General features: G+C 63.5%; 20 protein-coding genes. 7 read left to right on the forward strand and 13 right to left on the reverse strand.

Features of this window, described 5'->3' with window-relative positions; genetic code table 11:
- Window positions 1–2: 2 nt before the first annotated feature.
- The 8 genes from sucC to sdhC all read right to left on the reverse strand — a co-directional run bounded on the left by sucC (window position 3) and on the right by sdhC (window position 7,677).
- The gene (gene sucC / locus M1E10_RS06775) at window positions 3–1,196 is read right to left on the reverse strand and encodes a succinate--CoA ligase subunit beta (protein ID WP_499175610.1); all 1,194 of its coding nucleotides are present in this window, start codon (window positions 1,194–1,196) and stop codon (window positions 3–5) included.
- 29 nt (window positions 1,197–1,225) lie between these two features.
- Window positions 1,226–2,188, reverse strand: coding sequence for a malate dehydrogenase (mdh, locus tag M1E10_RS06780; RefSeq protein WP_499175611.1), 963 nt, complete (start codon window positions 2,186–2,188; stop codon window positions 1,226–1,228).
- Between the two features lie 173 nt (window positions 2,189–2,361).
- Entirely contained in the window at window positions 2,362–3,519 is a 1,158-nt protein-coding gene (gene zapE, locus M1E10_RS06785) for an AFG1/ZapE family ATPase (protein ID WP_499175612.1), read from the reverse strand.
- Window positions 3,520–3,546: 27 nt separating this feature from the next.
- Window positions 3,547–4,068, reverse strand: a complete 522-nt coding sequence (locus M1E10_RS06790) for a protease inhibitor Inh/omp19 family protein (RefSeq protein WP_499175613.1) — start codon at window positions 4,066–4,068, stop codon at window positions 3,547–3,549.
- A gap of 176 nt (window positions 4,069–4,244) precedes the next feature.
- Entirely contained in the window at window positions 4,245–5,024 is a 780-nt protein-coding gene (locus M1E10_RS06795) for a succinate dehydrogenase iron-sulfur subunit (RefSeq protein ID WP_499175614.1), read from the reverse strand.
- 18 nt (window positions 5,025–5,042) lie between these two features.
- Complete coding sequence (gene sdhA, locus M1E10_RS06800) at window positions 5,043–6,884, reverse strand: succinate dehydrogenase flavoprotein subunit (protein WP_499175615.1); 1,842 nt, start codon at window positions 6,882–6,884, stop codon at window positions 5,043–5,045.
- A 6-nt stretch (window positions 6,885–6,890) separates the two neighbouring features.
- Entirely contained in the window at window positions 6,891–7,271 is a 381-nt protein-coding gene (sdhD, locus tag M1E10_RS06805) for a succinate dehydrogenase, hydrophobic membrane anchor protein (RefSeq protein ID WP_029617458.1), read from the reverse strand.
- A 13-nt stretch (window positions 7,272–7,284) separates the two neighbouring features.
- Window positions 7,285–7,677, reverse strand: a complete 393-nt coding sequence (sdhC, locus tag M1E10_RS06810) for a succinate dehydrogenase, cytochrome b556 subunit (RefSeq protein WP_499177106.1) — start codon at window positions 7,675–7,677, stop codon at window positions 7,285–7,287.
- A gap of 279 nt (window positions 7,678–7,956) precedes the next feature.
- Between sdhC and M1E10_RS06815 the strand changes: the two genes are divergently transcribed.
- A complete protein-coding gene (locus tag M1E10_RS06815; protein ID WP_499175616.1) occupies window positions 7,957–8,361 on the forward strand; it encodes a hypothetical protein in 405 nt (134 codons plus the stop codon).
- Here the strand turns inward: M1E10_RS06815 and M1E10_RS06820 are convergent.
- The 5 genes from M1E10_RS06820 to tsaD are packed head-to-tail and all read right to left on the reverse strand — an operon-like array spanning window position 8,358 to window position 11,853.
- Window positions 8,358–9,002 (reverse strand): class I SAM-dependent methyltransferase, encoded by a 645-nt coding sequence (locus M1E10_RS06820; RefSeq protein WP_499175617.1) that lies wholly within the window; start codon window positions 9,000–9,002, stop codon window positions 8,358–8,360. The two genes, M1E10_RS06815 and M1E10_RS06820, sit on opposite strands and share 4 nt — an antisense overlap.
- Before the next feature lie 7 nt (window positions 9,003–9,009).
- On the reverse strand, window positions 9,010–9,450 hold the full coding sequence (locus tag M1E10_RS06825; RefSeq protein WP_499175618.1) for an EVE domain-containing protein: 441 nt from the start codon (window positions 9,448–9,450) through the stop codon (window positions 9,010–9,012).
- A 6-nt stretch (window positions 9,451–9,456) separates the two neighbouring features.
- Window positions 9,457–9,750: a YciI family protein gene (locus tag M1E10_RS06830; RefSeq protein ID WP_499175619.1), complete on the reverse strand. Its 294-nt coding sequence runs from the start codon at window positions 9,748–9,750 to the stop codon at window positions 9,457–9,459.
- Between the two features lie 22 nt (window positions 9,751–9,772).
- Entirely contained in the window at window positions 9,773–10,759 is a 987-nt protein-coding gene (locus M1E10_RS06835) for an NAD(P)H-dependent glycerol-3-phosphate dehydrogenase (RefSeq protein ID WP_499175620.1), read from the reverse strand.
- Window positions 10,756–11,853: a tRNA (adenosine(37)-N6)-threonylcarbamoyltransferase complex transferase subunit TsaD gene (tsaD, locus tag M1E10_RS06840; RefSeq protein WP_499175621.1), complete on the reverse strand. Its 1,098-nt coding sequence runs from the start codon at window positions 11,851–11,853 to the stop codon at window positions 10,756–10,758. The genes M1E10_RS06835 and tsaD overlap by 4 nt, the downstream gene beginning before the upstream one ends.
- Window positions 11,854–11,925: 72 nt before the next feature.
- Between tsaD and hemC the strand changes: the two genes are divergently transcribed.
- The 6 genes from hemC to M1E10_RS06870 all read left to right on the forward strand — a co-directional run bounded on the left by hemC (window position 11,926) and on the right by M1E10_RS06870 (window position 18,115).
- Window positions 11,926–12,855: a hydroxymethylbilane synthase gene (gene hemC, locus M1E10_RS06845; protein ID WP_499175622.1), complete on the forward strand. Its 930-nt coding sequence runs from the start codon at window positions 11,926–11,928 to the stop codon at window positions 12,853–12,855.
- Between the two features lie 5 nt (window positions 12,856–12,860).
- Entirely contained in the window at window positions 12,861–13,583 is a 723-nt protein-coding gene (locus M1E10_RS06850; RefSeq protein WP_499175623.1) for a uroporphyrinogen-III synthase, read from the forward strand.
- 91 nt (window positions 13,584–13,674) lie between these two features.
- Complete coding sequence (locus tag M1E10_RS06855) at window positions 13,675–15,108, forward strand: COG4223 family protein (RefSeq protein ID WP_499175624.1); 1,434 nt, start codon at window positions 13,675–13,677, stop codon at window positions 15,106–15,108.
- A 10-nt stretch (window positions 15,109–15,118) separates the two neighbouring features.
- Window positions 15,119–16,843 (forward strand): heme biosynthesis protein HemY, encoded by a 1,725-nt coding sequence (locus M1E10_RS06860; RefSeq protein ID WP_499175625.1) that lies wholly within the window; start codon window positions 15,119–15,121, stop codon window positions 16,841–16,843.
- Between the two features lie 16 nt (window positions 16,844–16,859).
- A complete protein-coding gene (locus M1E10_RS06865) occupies window positions 16,860–17,336 on the forward strand; it encodes a tellurite resistance TerB family protein (protein ID WP_499177107.1) in 477 nt (158 codons plus the stop codon).
- A 17-nt stretch (window positions 17,337–17,353) separates the two neighbouring features.
- On the forward strand, window positions 17,354–18,115 hold the full coding sequence (locus M1E10_RS06870) for a glutamine amidotransferase (protein WP_499175626.1): 762 nt from the start codon (window positions 17,354–17,356) through the stop codon (window positions 18,113–18,115).
- The last annotated feature ends 3 nt before the right edge of the window (window positions 18,116–18,118 follow it).

Here is an 18,118-nt window from a genome sequence, read left to right on the forward strand (position 1 = left end):
GATTAGGCGTTGATCGCCGCGACGATCTTCTTGGCGGCATCGTCCAAGTCGTCGGCTGCGGTGATGGCCAGGCCCGATTCGTTGAGGATCTTCTTGCCAAGCTCGACATTGGTGCCTTCGAGGCGCACGACCAGCGGAACCTTGAGGCCCACTTCCTGCACCGCGGCGACGACACCCTCGGCGATCACATCGCACTTCATGATGCCGCCGAAGATGTTGACGAGGATCCCCTCGACCTTCGGATCGGCCGTGATGATCTTGAAGGCAGCCGCGACCTTCTCCTTGCCGGCGCCACCGCCGACGTCGCAGAAGTTTGCCGGCTCCTTGCCGTAGAGCTTGATGATGTCCATCGTCGCCATGGCAAGGCCTGCGCCATTGACCATGCAGCCGATGTTGCCGTCGAGGGCGACATAGGCGAGGTCCCACTTGGAGGCTTCGATTTCCTTGGCGTCTTCTTCGGTCTCGTCGCGCAGCGCGCGGACGTCGTCGTGGCGGAACAGGGCATTGCCGTCGAACGACATCTTGGCGTCGAGAACGCGCAGGTGGCCGTCGGTCATGACGATCAGCGGGTTGACCTCGAGCAGCGCCATGTCCTTTTCGACAAACGCCTTGTAGAGCGCAGGAAACAGGGCCTTGGCGTCTTCAGCGGCGGCACCCGTGAGTTCGAGAGCCTTCGAGATTGCCGCAACGTCGGCATCCGTGACGCCGGCTTCCGGTTCGATGGCGATCGTGTGGATCTTCTCGGGCGTGTCGTGGGCAACGGCTTCGATGTCCATGCCACCCTCTGTCGAAACGACGAAGGCGACCTGACCCACCGACCGGTCGACCAGGATCGAGCAGTAGAGCTCGCGGTCGATGTCGGCGCCGTCTTCGATGTAGAGGCGGTTGACCTGCTTGCCGGCATCGCCGGTCTGCGCCGTCACCAGCGTGTTGCCGAGCATGTCGCGGGCGTGGGACACCACTTCCTCGATCGACTTGGCAAGGCGTACGCCGCCCTTGGCATCGGGGCCGAGTTCCTTGAACTTGCCCTTGCCGCGGCCACCCGCATGGATCTGGCTCTTGACCACATAGAGGGGACCTGGCAGCGACTTGGCAGCCGCTTCGGCTTCCTCGACCTTGAGGATGGCCACACCTTCGGCAACCGGAGCGCCGAAGCCCTTGAGCAGAGCCTTGGCCTGATATTCGTGAATATTCATCAGCGTTTCCTTGGATGTAGCTGGCGCGATTACTTCAGCGCGGGAGCGATGTTGATGCAGGCTTCGCAAAGACCGGCGACCGCGCCGACGGACTTCTGGAAGGCCTCTTCCTCGCTCTTGTTGAATTCGACCTCGATGATGCGCTCGACGCCGCCGGCGCCGATGACTGTCGGAACGCCGACATACATGTCCTTCACGCCGTACTGGCCCGAAAGATAAGCAGCGCAGGGCAGCACGCGCTTCTTGTCCTTGAGGAAGGAGTCGGCCATTTCGATCGCCGCGGCGGCAGGCGCATAATAGGCCGAGCCGGTCTTCAGCAGGCCGACGATCTCGGCGCCACCGTCACGGGTGCGCTGGATGATTTCTTCCAGGCGCTCCTTGGTGATCCAACCCATCTTCACGAGGTCGGTCAGCGGAATGCCGCCGACGGTCGAGTAACGGGCAAGCGGCACCATGGTGTCGCCGTGACCGCCAAGAACAAAGGCGGTGACGTCCTGGACCGAGACGTTGAATTCTTCGGAAAGAAACAGGCGGAAGCGGGAAGAGTCCAGCACGCCGGCCATGCCGACGACCATGTTCTTCGGCAGGCCGGAGAACTTCTGCAGCGCCCAGACCATCGCGTCGAGCGGGTTGGTGATGCAGATGACGAAGGCGTCCGGGGCATACTTCTTGATGCCGGCGCCGACCTGTTCCATGACCTTGAGGTTGATGCCGAGAAGATCGTCGCGGCTCATGCCCGGCTTGCGGGCAACGCCGGCGGTGACGATGCAGACATCGGCGCCTTCGATGGCAGAATAGTCACTGGCGCCGGTCAGCTTGGCGTTGAAGCCTTCGACCGGGGAGGACTGGGCAATATCCAGACCCTTGCCCTGCGGAATACCATCGGCGATGTCGAACAGGACGATGTCGCCCAGCTCTTTCAGGCCGGCGAGATGCGCCAGCGTTCCACCGATCATGCCAGAACCAATAAGTGCGATCTTCTTCCGCGCCATCGAAAAGCTTCCTCTCCAGATCATTGTCCGCAGCCAGACATGCGAGCCGGCCGCCAATGTTCACATGCCCTTAGCCGAACCGGCTCGAAATAGCAATCGGTTCTTTGAAAGCCAGTATTTTCAATCGGTTAAATAAAGAAATTCTTACGTAAACGTAAGAATTGTCCAACATGTCACGGATGACGTTGCGCGTGCACTGCCGCATAATCAGCACTGCGCATCTCGAAAAGGCGCGAAACGGTCCGGTCGAATTCGAAGCCCTCGGTCCCGTGCCGCTCAGTCAGAAGATCATCCGGTGAGGTTGCGGCGGAGACGTAAAGCCGCACGGCGTTGTCGTACAATGTATCGACAAGATTGATAAAGCGTTTGGTCTCGTTTCGCTTCTCCGGACCAAGCTGAGGGATCTGCTCGACGAAGATGGAATCGAAACGCTCGGCGATCGCCAGGTAGTCGGCAGCCCCAAGTGGTCTCTCGCAAAGATCGGCAAAGCGGAAGCGGGCGGCCCGGCCCACCGCACTGGGGACCTTGATCACGCGTCCCTTGCGCGGGACCTCCGACGGCATTGCACGTTCGCCATCGGTCACCTGATGCCAGGTGGCCTCCATGGCCGCATCGGCCTGAGGACCGAGAGGCGTCACGTAGACGGGAAGGTTTGCGAGCTTCTCCATCCGGTAGTCGGTCGGAGAGTCCAGCGATACCGTTTCGACGTACTGCTGCAGCAGATCGATGAAGGGCAGGAAGAGCCCGCGGTTCAGTCCATCCTTGTAAAGGTTCTCCGGCGCGACGTTGGACGTCGCGACAAGCACGCAGCCGAGGGAGAAGAGTTCGTTGAACAGCCGGGCGAGGATCATGGCGTCGGTGATGTCCGTCACCGAGAATTCGTCGAAGCACAGGAGCTCCGCCTCGGCGTAGATCTCGGCGGCCACGGGCGGAATGGGGTCCGCCTGCTTCGTCTCGCCGCTCTTCAGCCTCATCCGGTGCTCATGCACCCGGCCATGCACATCCGCCATGAACTCGTGGAAGTGCACCCGCCGCTTCTTGTCGGTGGCCGCCTTCTTGAAGAACATCTCCATGAGCATGGTCTTGCCGCGGCCGACACTGCCGTGGATATAGAGCCCGCGCACCTTGCTCGGCCGGGCGCTGCCCTTGGAAAACAGCCACCCCAGTGCGCTTTTCTTCTTGGCCGGACGCGCTCCTCGAAGGTCGCCGAGAACGCGGTCGAGCTTTGCCGCAACCTCGATCTGGGAGCGGTCAGGAGTCAGGCTTCCTGCCGCGGTCTTGACCTTCAGCTCTTCTACGACGCTGTGCGTGTAGTCGGGAATGGCTTCCATCGAGGAGGAACGTGCTCCCTGGGGCCGCTAGCGGCTGAGGCTGACCGGCTGGCCGGAGTTGGTGGTGCCGTCGAAGCGGTTGTCGGCGCTCTTGTAGACGCGGCCGATGACGTTACCGGCGCGGTCCTTGAACTGCACCATCTTGCCGGACACTTCCCAGGACCCCATCGCGGTCAACTCGCCGGCGCAACCGCGCGTGCCGCCGCGCGAACCGCTTCCGAGGTTGGTCAACGTCAGGAACATGTCGCAGGAACTGCCGGCGTTCGAAACGCGCCAGTTGCCCACCATCTGCTCCTTCGTCACATCCAGGGCCGTCGTCGGAGCCGCGGCATTGGGATCGAGCGATGCCGTTTCCTGCATCGGCGCCGTCGGAAACTGCGCTGCGCCACCCGGCGGTGGCAGCTGGTTCGACTGAACCTGGGGAACAGGCTGAGCCTGCAGCGGGGCAGGCTGCGAAGGGAGATTGTCATAAGGGCTGTAGGAGGTGCGCTGGCAACCGGCGAGGGAGACGGCGACCATCAACCCGGTGGCGACATACCTGAACTGCATCATTTCACTCCGATCTTTTGCTGCATCCGGTGCTAGTGATGAAACACGGCAGAATTATCGCCATAGACGGGAACGAATCAACCGCAAGCACATCCCTGACTTAGCATCACAGGCTCTTGCCCGCAAAATGGAACAGGAGGCGCGAACATCAACCGGCGTCGCGCCCGAATTCCGGCCTACACCCGACGCTCGACCATCATCTTCTTGATCTCGGCGATTGCTTTCGCCGGATTCAGGCCCTTCGGGCAGGTCTGTGCACAGTTCATGATCGTGTGGCAGCGATAGAGCCGGAAGGGATCTTCCAGATCGTCGAGACGCTCACCCTTGGCCTCGTCGCGGCTGTCGATAAGCCAGCGATAGGCCTGCAACAGGACGGCCGGACCGAGATAGCGGTCGCCGTTCCACCAGTAGCTGGGACAGGACGCCGAACAGCAGGCACACAGTATGCACTCATAGAGACCGTCGAGCTTCATGCGGTCTTCGTGGCTCTGCTTCCACTCCTTCGCGGGCGGCGGCGACACCGTCTTCAGCCAGGGCTCGATGGAGCGGTGCTGCGCGTAGAAGTTCGTCAGATCCGGCACGAGATCCTTGACCACCGGCATGTGCGGCAGCGGATAGACCTTCACGGTCCCACCGATGTCCTCCATGCCCTTGGTGCAGGCCAGCGTGTTCGTGCCGTCGATGTTCATCGCGCAGGAGCCGCAGATGCCCTCCCGGCAGGAGCGGCGCAGCGTCAGCGTCGGGTCGATCTTGTCCTTGATGTACAGGAGACCGTCCAGCACCATCGGGCCGCAGTCGTCGATGTCGATGTAGAAGGTGTCGATGCGCGGGTTCTGGCCGTCGTCCGGGTTCCAGCGATAGACCCTGTATTCTCGAACGTTCTTCGCATCGACCGGCTTCGGCCAGACCTTGCCTTCGGTCATCTGAGAGTTCTTGGGAAGAGTGAGTTCAACCATGTCCAGATCCTCTCGAGATCAATACACGCGCGCCTTGGGCTCGATCTTTGCAGGATCGATGCCTTCGGCGATGAGTTCGGTGTGAACCGGGCGGTAATCCAGGCGCACGCTGCCGGCGTCGTTCAGCCAAGCCAGGGTGTGCTTGCGCCAGTTGACATCGTCGCGGCCGCCGAAAGGGCCATCGGTATAGTCTTCGCGGGCGTGTGAGCCGCGGCTTTCCTTGCGCGCCTCGGCGCCGTAGACGGTGGTGATCGCATTCGCCATCAGGTTTTCAAGCTCGAGCGTCTCGACAAGATCGGAGTTCCAGATCATCGACCGATCCGTGACCTTCGTATCCTTCAGCTCGCCCCAGATGGCCGACATCCGGCGACAGCCCGATTCCAGCGACTCCTGGGTGCGGAAGACGGCAGCGTCTTCCTGCATGGTGCGCTGCATCTTGTCGCGCAGCACGGCCGTCGGCGTCCCGCCATTGGCATTCCGCAGGCGGTCGAAGCGCTCCATGATCTTGTCGCAGGCCGCCGTGTTGAGCGCCGGCACCGCCGCCGCCCGGTCGATCACCTGCCCCGCGCGGATGGCCGCGGCACGGCCGAAGACGACAAGGTCGATCAGAGAATTGGAGCCGAGACGGTTGGCGCCATGCACGGATGCGCAGCCCGCTTCGCCGACGGCCATCAGGCCGGGAGCGATGCGTTCCGGATTGTCGCTGTCGGCGTTGAGCACCTCGCCCCAGAAATTGGTCGGTATGCCGCCCATGTTGTAGTGAACGGTCGGCAGCACCGGGATCGGCTCGCGCGTCACGTCGACACCGGCGAAAATCTTCGCGCTCTCGGAGATCCCCGGAAGCCGCTCGTGCAGGACAGCCGGATCCAGATGGTCGAGATGCAGGAAGATGTGGTCCTTGTTCTTGCCGACGCCACGGCCTTCGCGGATTTCGAGCGTCATGCAACGGGAGACCACGTCGCGCGAGGCCAGATCCTTGGCCGAGGGTGCGTAGCGCTCCATGAAGCGCTCGCCTTCGGAATTGACGAGATAGCCGCCTTCGCCGCGCGCGCCTTCCGTGATCAGGCAGCCGGAGCCGTAGATCCCGGTCGGGTGGAACTGGACGAACTCCATGTCCTGCAACGGCAGGCCAGCGCGTGCAATCATGCCGCCGCCGTCACCGGTGCAGGTATGGGCGGAGGTCGCCGAGAAATAGGCGCGGCCGTAACCCCCGGTCGCCAGTACCACCATCTTCGCCGTGAAGCGATGGATCGTGCCGTCGTCGAGGTTCCAGGCCACCACGCCCGTGCATTGGCCATCGTCCGACATGATCAGGTCGAGGGCGAAATACTCGATGAAGAATTCCGCATTGTGCTTCAGCGACTGGCCGTACAGCGTGTGCAGAATGGCATGACCGGTGCGGTCTGCGGCAGCGCAGGTGCGCTGCACCGGCGGTCCGGCACCGTAGTTCTGCATGTGGCCGCCGAACGGACGCTGGTAGATCTTGCCTTCCTCGTTGCGCGAGAACGGCACGCCGTAGTGCTCCAGCTCGTAGACCGCCTTGGGCGCTTCCATGGCCAGATACTGCATGGCATCCACGTCGCCAAGCCAGTCGGAGCCCTTGACCGTATCATAGAGATGCCACTGCCAGCTGTCGGGCGTCATGTTCTGCAGCGAGGCGGCGATACCGCCCTGGGCCGCAACGGTGTGCGAGCGCGTCGGGAAGACCTTGGTGATGCAGGCCGTCTTGAAGCCTTGCTCGGCCATGCCGAGCGTCGCGCGCAGGCCTGCTCCGCCGGCGCCCACGACGATCACGTCATAGGAATGGTCGACGAAGGTATAGGCCTTGCCGGTCTGCGCGATGGGAGTGATGGATGCCATGGCGGGTTATCCTGCGAATGCGATTTTCAGGACGGCGAAAAGACAGAGACCGCCGATCAGAATTGAGAAGAAGCCGTTGAGCATGATGGCGACCATCTTCATGGTCTCCGAGTGGACGTAGTCCTGGATGACTTCTTCCATGCCGAGGCGCATGTGGATGACGCTCGCGATCACCGTCAGCGCATTGATCGTCGCGATGAAGGGGTTGGAGAGCGCGCCCACCACTTCGGCATAGGGACGTCCCACGTACATGACCAGGAAGCCGACGTAGAAGAGAAGCAGCGGCGTCAACGCGATCGATGTGGTCCGCACCTTCCAGAAATGCTCGGTTCCGCTTTTTGCAGAGCCAAGGCCGCGGACTTTCGCAAGGGGTGTACGCATATCCATGAGCCGTTCCTCCTCAGCGAACCAATAGCACAACAATCCAGACCAGGACGGTCAGACCGATCGAAGCAATGAGATTGGCTTTCGCCAGCATGGTCGAGAATTCTTTCTCAAAACCGTAGCCGAGGTCCCACATCATGTGGCGAATACCACCGATCAAATGATGAAGCAGAGCCCAGGTGTACGCAAACAGGATGATCTGGCCGACCAGCGACCCGAACAACCCGTTGGCCTGGTTGAAATTCTCTTCGCCGGAAGCGGCTGCGATCAGCCAGGCGGCGACCAGCACCGTGCCGAAATAGAGCGCTGCACCGGTAATCCGGTGCATGATCGACATGGCCATGGTGGGGATGAATTTGTAAATCTGCAGATGCGGCGACAGGGGCCGGTTTTTAGTCACGTTCGCCATCAGGACCTCACGGCGTTGAAGCGTTTCCGGGTATTGCACCCGCCAATGCACCTTGCCGAAGAAATGTGCATTGCATCATTTAGCGTGGTTTAGTTCCCGATATGCTCTACGACAAGCGATTTCAAACGGATCTTAAATTTTAATCGATTGGTGCTCGGACCCGTCGATTCCGTGTTGGCGCCCGCTGATCGATCCCATCAGGATTTTCCCCACAGCCTTGGCGACTTCGGTATCCGAACTGTGTTAACCTTGCGTTAACGCTTGCGACGGAGGCTGAAGATGATCTGGAAACATGTGCTCGCAGGAGCCCTCGCTTCGACCCTGCTGGCCGCCATGGCGCTACCGGCAGCCGGTGGCAACGACTGGCATGATGGTTATCGCGGATACAGTTCCCACGGGCGTGACTTGCGCGGCCATCACTTGAGCCGGCACGGGGACCGCGGGCATGGCCGTGCCGATACCCGCAAACTCACCCCGTCCATCGGCTATACCACACCGGTGACCCGCGTCCGCGGCGTCGGCACCTTCAGCCGTTCCGTCTGGGTCATCCACAATGAAGGAAAACCCGACCGCCTGCAGCCGGCGCCCAAGGCAACAATCATAAAGGTCGATGACCGCTACTTCCGTCGCTCCGACCCCTGCTCCTACGAATCGGGCGTCTGCGTCATCCGCGCCGCCAATTAGGTGAAGCGCCACACGGTCGTCTTCTTGACCTCGGCGTCCTCCAGTGCCCGGGTCACCGGCACTTCATAGGATGCCAGCGGCTCGAGACAATCCTTCGGCAGATAGCTTCGCCCCGGATCCCCGACGAGAACGAGGCGCCCCTCTCCGGCCAGCCGGCGAAACCAGGGCAGCAGCGCTTGTGCGAAGGCCTTGTCGTAGAAAACGTCGCCGGCAAGCACCACCTCGGCATCGACCGCCGTTCCGATCAGGTCGACGCGCCTGAAATCGACCGTCACACCGTTCGCCGCGGCATTGAGGGCAACGGCATCGGCAGCCCATGGATCGACGTCCACCGCCAGCACGTCGGCGGCACCGGCGTATTTCGCCGCAATCGCGACCAGCCCGGACCCGGTGGCAAAGTCGAGCACCCGTCTTCCGGACACAACCTCGGGATGGTCGAGGATGTAGCGCGCCAGCCCCTGTCCTCCGGCCCAGGCGAAGGCCCAGAACGGCGGCGGGAGGCCGATCTCCTGCAGCTCATCCTCGGTCTTCTGCCACAGATCATGCGCCTCGTCGGCGAGATGCAATCGAACCTCGGGCACATGCGGCGGCGCAAGAAGGCTGGTGTTGGCGAGAATGAAGCTGCGGGGATCCGTCTTCACACCAGCCTCAATCGGGCGAGCGCGGCGGATTTTCCAGCCCGCCGAGGCGGCAGATCTCCACGTACTCCTCGTCCGTGACCGGTTGAACCGAAAGCCGCATCGATGTCACGAGCGACATCGTCTCGAACTTCGGATTGGCCTTGATCTCCTTCAACGTGATCGGCTTCGGCAGGTCGCAGACGGCACGGATATCCACGCAATCCCATCGCGCATCGCCATCCGCCGTCGAATCCGGATGGCTGAGCGCACAGACCTCTACGATCCCGACGATCTCCAGCCCTTCGTTGGAGTGATAGAAGAAACCCTTGTCGCCGATCTTCATCGCCCGCATGTGGTTGCGGGCCTGGTAGTTGCGGACGCCCGACCACTCCTCGCCGGCATCGCCCTTGGCCTTCTGCATCTCCCAGGACCACTTGAAGGGCTCGGACTTGAACAGCCAGTATGCCATCGCCGCTCAAGCCTCCGGCTTGTTGAAGACCCAGTTGTAGGGCTTCACCTCGACCGTCTCGAAGAGACCCGCCTGATAGTAGGGATCGGCCTCCGCCAGAGCGCGTGCAGCGGCCATGTCCTCGGCTTCCACAATTACCAGGCTGCCGTTCGGCTTGCCCTCGTCGTCGAGGAATGGACCAGCCATCTTCAGCGTACCGTCCGTATTGAGCTTGTTGAGGTGCTCGAGATGAGCGGGCCTCGTGTCCATCCGGACGTTGAGGTGGCCGGGCTTGTCGGTGCACAGGAAGGCAAAAAGCATCGAGATTTCTCCGTGGTCTGTCTTATTCGGTGGTGATCGGGCGGGTCATCAGCCGTTCCACAGCTGCGGAAACGTCGAGCATACCCGCAATGATGTCGGCGACGGCATTGGTGATCGGCAGGTCTATCCCATGCGTGCGGCCAAGCCCGGCGGCGGTCGAGGCGGCGAAGGCGCCTTCCACAAGCTCGCTGCCGGCGCCTTCCGGCACCTGTTTGCCGAGCGCGATGCCATAGCGCAGGTTGCGCGACTGGTGGCTGGTTCCGGTCAGCACCAGGTCGCCGAGACCGGAGAGCCCCCGCACGGTCTCCGGACGGCCGCCCATGCGCTCTGCGAGCCGTGACATTTCCGCAAGTCCGCGCGAGATCAGCGCAGCTCTCGCCGATTCTCCCAGTCCCGCGCCATCAACGATGCCGCAGGCGATCGCCAGGACATTTTTCAGGGCCCCACCCAGTTGCACTCCGACACGATCGGTCGATGGGTAGAGCCGGAACGTCGGCGTCGAGAGGGTATGCGCCAGCCGTTCCGCCAAGGCGCCCTCGCTCGCTGCAATCGTCATTGCCGTCGGCAGGCCGCGCGCGATGTCTGCGGCAAAGCCGGGTCCACTAAGGGCCGCCGCCGGTCTACCGCGCAGCTCCCGCTCCAGAACCTCTGTGAGAACCGCACCGGACGTCCGATCGAGACCCTTGGCGCAGGTCACCACCGTCGCATCCTCGGTCAGATAGGCACCGTAATATCTTGCGGCATCCGCATGCGATTGCGACGGCATCGCGAACAGCACGATCGCGGCCTCGGAGATTGCATCCGGTTCGGCGGAAAACTGCAGCGCATCCGCGAGCGGCACGCCCGGAAGCGCCGCATCATGCGTGCGCAGGTCGCGCAGGTCGCTCATCAATCCCGTGTTGCGACCGATCAGGGTCACGGTCGATCTGCTCTCACGCGCCATTATCGTGGCCAAGGCCGTGCCGAAGGCCCCGGCCCCGATGACGACGATGGTTGCTGTCGCACTCATGCCTTGGCTCCGCGCTTGCCTGATCCAAGCAAGGTTTGGGCATTGCTGTCGAGGGGCCAGCGGGAGCGCGGCTGGACGTCGAGCGCGTCCGCAGGAAGCTCTGCTGCCATCCGCTCCAGCCCGGCCCAGGCGATCATCGCCGCATTGTCGGTGCACAGGCGCATGGGCGGCGCCACAAACCGAAATCCATATTCCAGGCAAAGCGCCTGCAGGGTGCGGCGGATCTCCTGATTGGCGGCAACACCTCCGGCCACGACCAGGGCGGCTTCCGTGTCCAATCCTGAAAACTGCTCGCGAAACCGCGCAAGGCCCCGGCCGATCCGATCCTTCAGCGTGCCGGAAATGGCCTTCTGGAAGGAGGCGCAGATGTCGGCCACGTCCTGGTCGTTGAGCGGCGCGATGTCCGTCGCCGCCTGCCGCACGGCCGTCTTCAGGCCGGAAAAGGAGAAATCCAGCCTTGCCTCGCCGACCAGCGGCCGCGGCAGCTTGAAGCGATCCGCATCGCCATTGAGCGCCGCCCTCTCGACCGCCGGCCCGCCCGGATAGGGGAGCCCGAGCAGCTTTGCGGTCTTGTCGAAGGCTTCGCCGAGCGCGTCGTCGATCGTCGTCCCCCAGCGCTCGTATTCGCCCACGCCATTCACCAGCACCAGCTGCGTATGCCCGCCGGAAACGAGGAGCATCAGATAGGGGAACGGCAACCCGTCCGTCAGCCGCGCCGTCAGCGCATGGCCTTCGAGATGGTTTACGGCATAGAGCGGCTTGCCCGCCGCACGTGCGATGGCCTTTCCCGTCATCAGCCCGACGAGCAGTCCGCCGATCAGCCCCGGTCCGGAGGTGGCGGCGACAGCATCGATCTCGGCGAGCGAGACGTCGGCCCGCTCGAGCGCCTCTTCGATCAGTCCGTCGAGCGCCTCCACGTGGGCCCGCGCCGCAATCTCAGGCACCACGCCACCGAAGGCACTGTGTTCCTCCAGTTGCGACAGCACCACGTCCGAAAGAATTTCGCCACGACCGTCCGCATGCCGCACGACGACGGACGCCGCCGTTTCGTCGCAGCTTGTTTCGATACCGAGGATGCGAAGAAAGGTCGCCATGGGCCGATCGTTGATTGCGGGGCTGAATAAAGCCGGTTACCAAGGCTTCCGGTTAACAACGGACGAATACGGATGCAAACGAAACCTTTCCGGATCGGCACGCGCGGCAGCCCCCTGGCCCTGGCGCAGGCCGCAGAAACACGCGCCCGGTTGATGGCAGCGCATGATCTTCCCGAGGAGATGTTCGAGATCGTCATCCTGTCGACCACCGGCGACCGGATCGTGGACCGTCCGCTGAGCGAGATCGGCGGCAAGGGCCTGTTCACGCTGGAGCTGGAGGAGCAACTGATGTCCGGCGAGCTTGATTTCGCCGTGCACTCCTCCAAGGACATGCCGACCGCGCTGCCGGACGGTTTGTGCCTGTCCGCCTATCTTCCGCGCGAAGACATCCGCGATGCGCTGATCGGCCGGACGGCCGCAAGCCTGACAGCTCTGCCCGATGGCGCCACCGTCGGCACGGCCTCGCTGCGCCGGCAGGCCCTGGTCCGTCGTATTCGTCCCGACATCCAGGTGACGATTTTCCGCGGTTCCGTCGGCACCCGCCTGCGCAAGCTGAACGAGGGCCATGTCGATGCCACGCTTCTGGCCTTCGCCGGCCTGAAGCGTCTGGCGAGAGAAGAGGTGGTCACCGAACTTCTCGATCCCACCGAGTTTCCGCCGGCGCCCGCCCAGGGTGCGATCTGCATCGAGAGCCGGACCGGCGACAGCCGGGTGGCCGATTTCCTTGAGGCCATCAACGACCGTCCGACCTATGATGCCGTCAGCTGCGAGCGCGCTTTTCTCGCGGCGCTGGACGGTTCCTGCCGCACGCCGATTGCAGGCTATGCGCTCTGCGACGGCGACCACCTGCGATTCTCGGGCCTCATCCTGACACCGGACGGTCGTCAGGAATATGCGGTGGAGCTGGAGGGGCATCGCTCCGAGGCCGAAAGTCTCGGCAGACAGGCGGGAGAAACGGTCCGCACGGCCGCAGGTCCCGGCTTCTTCGAAACCTGGAACTGAAGCCGGTGCGCGTCCTCGTCACGCGACCCGAGGAGGCCTCGCGGCGAACGGCAGCGAAGATTGCAGCGCTTGGCCATCAAGCCGTGCTCCTGCCGCTGATGGCGGCGGAACATCATCCGGACGCGGCTCTGGATGCCCTCCGTCAGCCCCATGCGGCCGTTGCCGTCACCAGTGCGGAGACGGCAAGAGTTCTGCAGACCCTCGGCGATGACCTTCACCCTTACCTTCAGGACACCGTCCTCGCCGTAGGACACGCGACGGCCGATGCCCTCCGCGCCATCGGCTTCGCATCCGTTCAGGCGGCGGAGGGAACCGGCGCCAGCATGGTCGAATGCTTCCAGCCGCAGCTTCGCCAGCTGACATCTCGGCACCCGCTCCTCTACCTCGCAGGCCAACCCCGCTCGCCTGTATTCGAAGAAGACTTGGAGGCGGCAAGCATTCCGGTCGCCACGGTTGTCAGCTACACGATGAGACCGGTTCCCATCCCGCAATCCGCGCTATCCTCGGCACTCGAACAACCGCCCGTGGATGTCGTCCTGCTCTACTCGAGGGCAACGGCGCAGCGGTTCTTCCAACTGCCGCTGTCCGAGGGCAGCTTGGTCGTCCTGTCCAGAAGCCGCATTCTCTGCCTGAGCGACAACGTCGCGCAAGCCGTGCCGAATGCTCTGAAGGGCAATCTCGCGATCGCAGACAAGCCGGACGAAGACAGCCTGCTGGCCCTTCTTTAGTCGTTTCCGGACCTCAAATTTCAGTCACCTCTTCCCATACTTGGCCTTGCCCCCTAACTTCCCCCTGTAATGATGCAGGAACGAGGTCTCGATGGTCACGGATAAACCGCCCCGCCGCACGAAGTCCAACAAAGAGCCCGTGACGATCGATGGCACGGCCTCCAAGCCGGATGTGGTCGCCGAGCCCGTTCGCAGCAATGATTCCGACGACACGGCGTCCTCGACGGATAAGCCTGCCGAACAGGGCGTTACCTCCACATCCCTCCCGGTAGGCGACACGACGACCGGATCGGACCCGGGGACGACCGCAGCGACCGAAGCGAAGCCGCAAACGGTCGCCGCACCCGTTCACAGCAGCGACACGGATCAAACGGCGGGATCGGTGTTGGCGACACCCCCCAAGCAGGACGCCGCCCCGAAGAACGGCCCGAAGAACGAAAAGACGCCCGAGCCGGGCCCGGAAACGACAGGCAGCAATCCGGCGCGTCCTGAAAGATCATCCGGATCGGACGAAGCTTATCCGAAGGCGGCCCCCTCATACCGGAGCGCCGAGACGACCGCATCTGCCGTGCCGCCATCCTCGCGGACACAACCTGCAGGCAAGGGGACCGCGACCTCCACCCTGGTCGCCGCCGGCATCTTCGGCGGCATCGTCGCCCTCGCGCTGGCGGGGAGCATGCAGTACGCCGGCTACCTTCCTGCTGCATCGCCGGATGGCGACGTCACGAACGAGATTGCATCGCTTCGCCAGCAGGTCGAGACGCTGAGGCAGGCACCCGCAGCCAATCCCGAGATCGACACGAGGCTTCAGGCCGTCGAGTCAGCGATTGCAGCCGCGTCCGATGGCCCCGACGAAGAGCTGACCGCACGCCTTTCCACCCTGGAGCAGGAGCTCGCAGCGCTGCGGACATCCGCGGAAGGCGCATCGAGCGAAACCTCGGGCCGCCTCGACCAGCTGCAACAGCGGCTGGAGGCCGCCGAGACGGAGCTGAACGAGCCGGGAGCCGAGGAGGCCGCCGCCCGGGCGATCGCTGCCGCCGCTTTGAAGGCCGCCGTGGACCGGGGAAGTTCTTTTGAAAGCGAGCTGCAGACATTTGCCAGCGTCGCGCCGGAGGATCCGGCGGTGGCCCAGCTGGAATCGTTCAGCGAACAGGGTGTGCCCACGCGTTCGCAGCTCGTCGAGCAGTTTTCGGCCCTGTCTGACGACATTCTCGAGGCCGCCCAGCAGCCGGACGAGGATCAGGGCATTGCAGGCCGGCTGATGTCGAGCGCCATGTCGGTGGTCAAGGTCCGTCGGACGGGCGACGCCGAGGGTGAAACTGCGGAAGCCATCGTGTCCCGAATGGAAAATGCGCTGCAGAACGAAAACCTTCAGGCCGCAGCCTCCGAGTGGGAAAATCTGCCCCAGGAGGCGAAGGCGGTATCGCAGGATTTCAAGCAGGCGCTTGATGCCCGGATTGCCATCGACTCCTTGCTTGGTGACACGCTCACGCGTGCCGTCAGTGAAACCAGAAGCTCCAACTGAAAGACGTAGAATGATCAGATTGTTTGCGTTCATCCTCGTCGTCCTTGCTCTCGGATGGAGCTTTGCCTGGCTCGCCGACCGTCCGGGCTTGATCACCATCGCCTGGCAGGATTACCTGATCGAGACGAGCCTCATGGTGGCCGCGACAGCCGTCGCGGCCGTGATCATTGCGATCATGGTGCTGTGGTGGCTGTTCCAGGTGATCTGGACCTCGCCGCATTTCATCCGCAGGCACTTTCGGGCCCGCAAGCGGGATCGTGGCTACCAGGCTCTTTCGACGGGCCTGATTGCGGCAGGAGCCGGCAATGCGCTTCTGGCGCGCAAGATGAGCCTTCGGGCCCAGTCACTGCTGCGCGCCGACCAGGAACCGCTGCTGCACCTCCTCGAAGCCCAGGCCGCCCTGATCGAGGGCCGACACGACGATGCGCGCCTGAAGTTCGAACGCATGGCCGAGGATCCGGAAACCCGCGAGCTCGGACTGCGCGGCCTCTACGTGGAAGCGCGCCGGCTCGGCGCCGATGAGGCAGCCCGTCAATACGCCGAACGCGCCGCTGAACATGCGCCCTATCTGCCCTGGGCCGCACAGGCGACGCTGGAATATCGCTGCCGCGCCGGCCGCTGGGACGACGCCATCCGCCTCCTGGACCAGCAGAAGATCGCCAACGTCATCGAGAAGAAGCAGGCCGAGCGCTGGAAGGCGGTTCTGCTGACGGCCAAGGCCGGCGAACGGCTGGAGGGCGATCCGAAGGGCGCGCGCGACGATGCGCTCGCCGCCCTGAAGCTTTCCAAGGATCTCGTCCCCGCCGCGGTGATCGCCGCCAAGGCCTATCTCCGCGAGGACAACAGCCGCCGCGCCGCATCCGTTCTCGACAGCGTCTGGAAGCTGTCGCCGCATCCGGACATCGCCCGGGCCTACGTGCGCGCCCGCAGCGGCGATAGCGCGGTCGACCGCCTGAAGCGCGCCGAGAAGCTGGAGGCGCTGCGCCCCAACAATGTCGAGTCGCTGATCGCCGTTGCGGAAGCCGCCCTGGATGCGCGGGAACTCGAGAAGGCGCGCGCCAAGGCCGAGGCCGCCGCCCGCATGGAACCGCGCGAAAGCGTTTACCTGCTGCTGGCCGACATCGAGGAAGCCGACACCAACGACCAGGGCCGCATCCGCCACTGGATGGCACAGGCGCTGCGTGCGCCGCGGGACCCTGCCTGGGTTGCCGACGGCATCGTCTCCGATCACTGGATCGCCATCTCCCCGGTCACTGGCCGTATCGATGCCTTCGAGTGGAAGGTGCCCTTCGGACAGCTTGAGGGACCGATCGAAGACGGCAGCCTGGGCGCGAAGGCCATCGCCGAGCTACCGCCCGTGAGCCCGTCACCCGCACCCGTCATCTCCCCCGAGACGATGCAGGAGCGCGACCAGACCGCAGTGGACACGATCGACGCGCCTGCCGGCCCATCGGACGTCAAGACATCGGAAGCCGGGACAAAGGATGTCGGCACGCTGGACAACAAGGAACCGGAGAAGCCGGAGGCGTCCAAGGATCGCCCTCAGCAGGCCAAGCCGCCAATGGTGATCGCAGCAGACAGCTCTCCAGAAAAGCCTAAACCTGCGCCGGCAGAGGCCGCAAAGGGCGTGGACGAGAGCGATGACGAGCCGTTCTTCCACCGCCCTCCGGACGATCCAGGGGTGAAGGATCCGAGCGCGTCGCAAGAACTTCCCAATCGCCTTCGCCTCTTCTGACAGGACCACACGCATGTTGTTTGAACGGGTTCAGACCTTCATCCAGAACCTCGCATCCCGTCAGCCGGAGGACGGGTATGCACCCGGCGACCCGCGGGTTGCCTTCGCCGCTCTCTGCTTCCAGGTGATGGAGGCGGACGGCAATGTCTCGGCGGACGAGCAAGACATGCTCCGCGCGCTGCTGCGGGAACGCTATCAGCTGGATGGCGAGCAACTTGCCGCGCTCATCGAGGCCGGACGCGAGGCCGGACACGAGGCAGTTGACTATTATCGATTCACCTCGGATCTTAAGCGCCATCTCGACGAGGAAGAACGCGTCGAACTGCTGGGGATCCTGTGGGATCTCGTGCATGCCGACGGCGAGCGCAGCGAGATGGAGGATCACGTGATCTGGCGGATCGCCGATCTTCTCGGCGTTTCCGCGCGCGACCGGGTTCTTCAGCGTCAGCAGGCAGCCGCACGTCAACCGGGAGGAGACGTGGAAGGCGAGTAGAAAGGCAAAGGATGCAAATGACACCGTCCCAGGGCGCGAACAAACTCCCGGTTCTGATCGTGCTCCATCAGGAAACCTCCTCTCCCGGCCGCGTCGGGCAGATGCTGGTGGAGATGGGCTATCCGCTCGACATCCGCCGGCCTGTTCTGGGTGATTCGCTTCCCGTGACCCTGGCTCATCATTCCGGCGTCGTGATCTTCGGCGGGCCGATGAGTGCCAATGATCCCGATCCTTTCGTCAAGGCTGAGACGGATTGGATCGCCATTCCGTTGAAGGAGAACAAGCCCTTCCTGGGCATCTGCCTCGGTGCCCAGATGATGGTGCGTCACCTTGGCGGCACCGTCGGGCCTGCGAAGGATGAACTTACGGAGATCGGCTGGTATCCGCTCCGCCCTACCGAACACGGCCGACTGCTGATGCCGCATTGGCCGAAGATGGTCTATCACTTCCACCGCGAGGGCTTCAGCCTGCCCCACGGTGCGCAGCGCCTTGCCGAGGGCGACATCTACCCGAACCAGGCCATCCGTTACGGAGACAACGCCTGGGGCGTGCAGTTCCACGCCGAGCTGACGCGGGCGATGATGCAGCGCTGGGTGGTCCGCGGCGAACATCGTTTCATCATGCCGAATGCGCAGAAGGGCAGCGAGCATCTGGAAGGCAGGATGATCTTCGATGCTCCCCTGCGACACTGGCTCTCGAGCTTCCTGTCGCTCGTCTTCGAACGCGAGGATGAAACCCAGCGTGCCGCAGCGGACATGAGCCGGCGCAAAAGCGCCTGATCG

The sequence above is a fragment of the Rhizobium sp. PK7-22 genome (assembly GCF_056530405.1).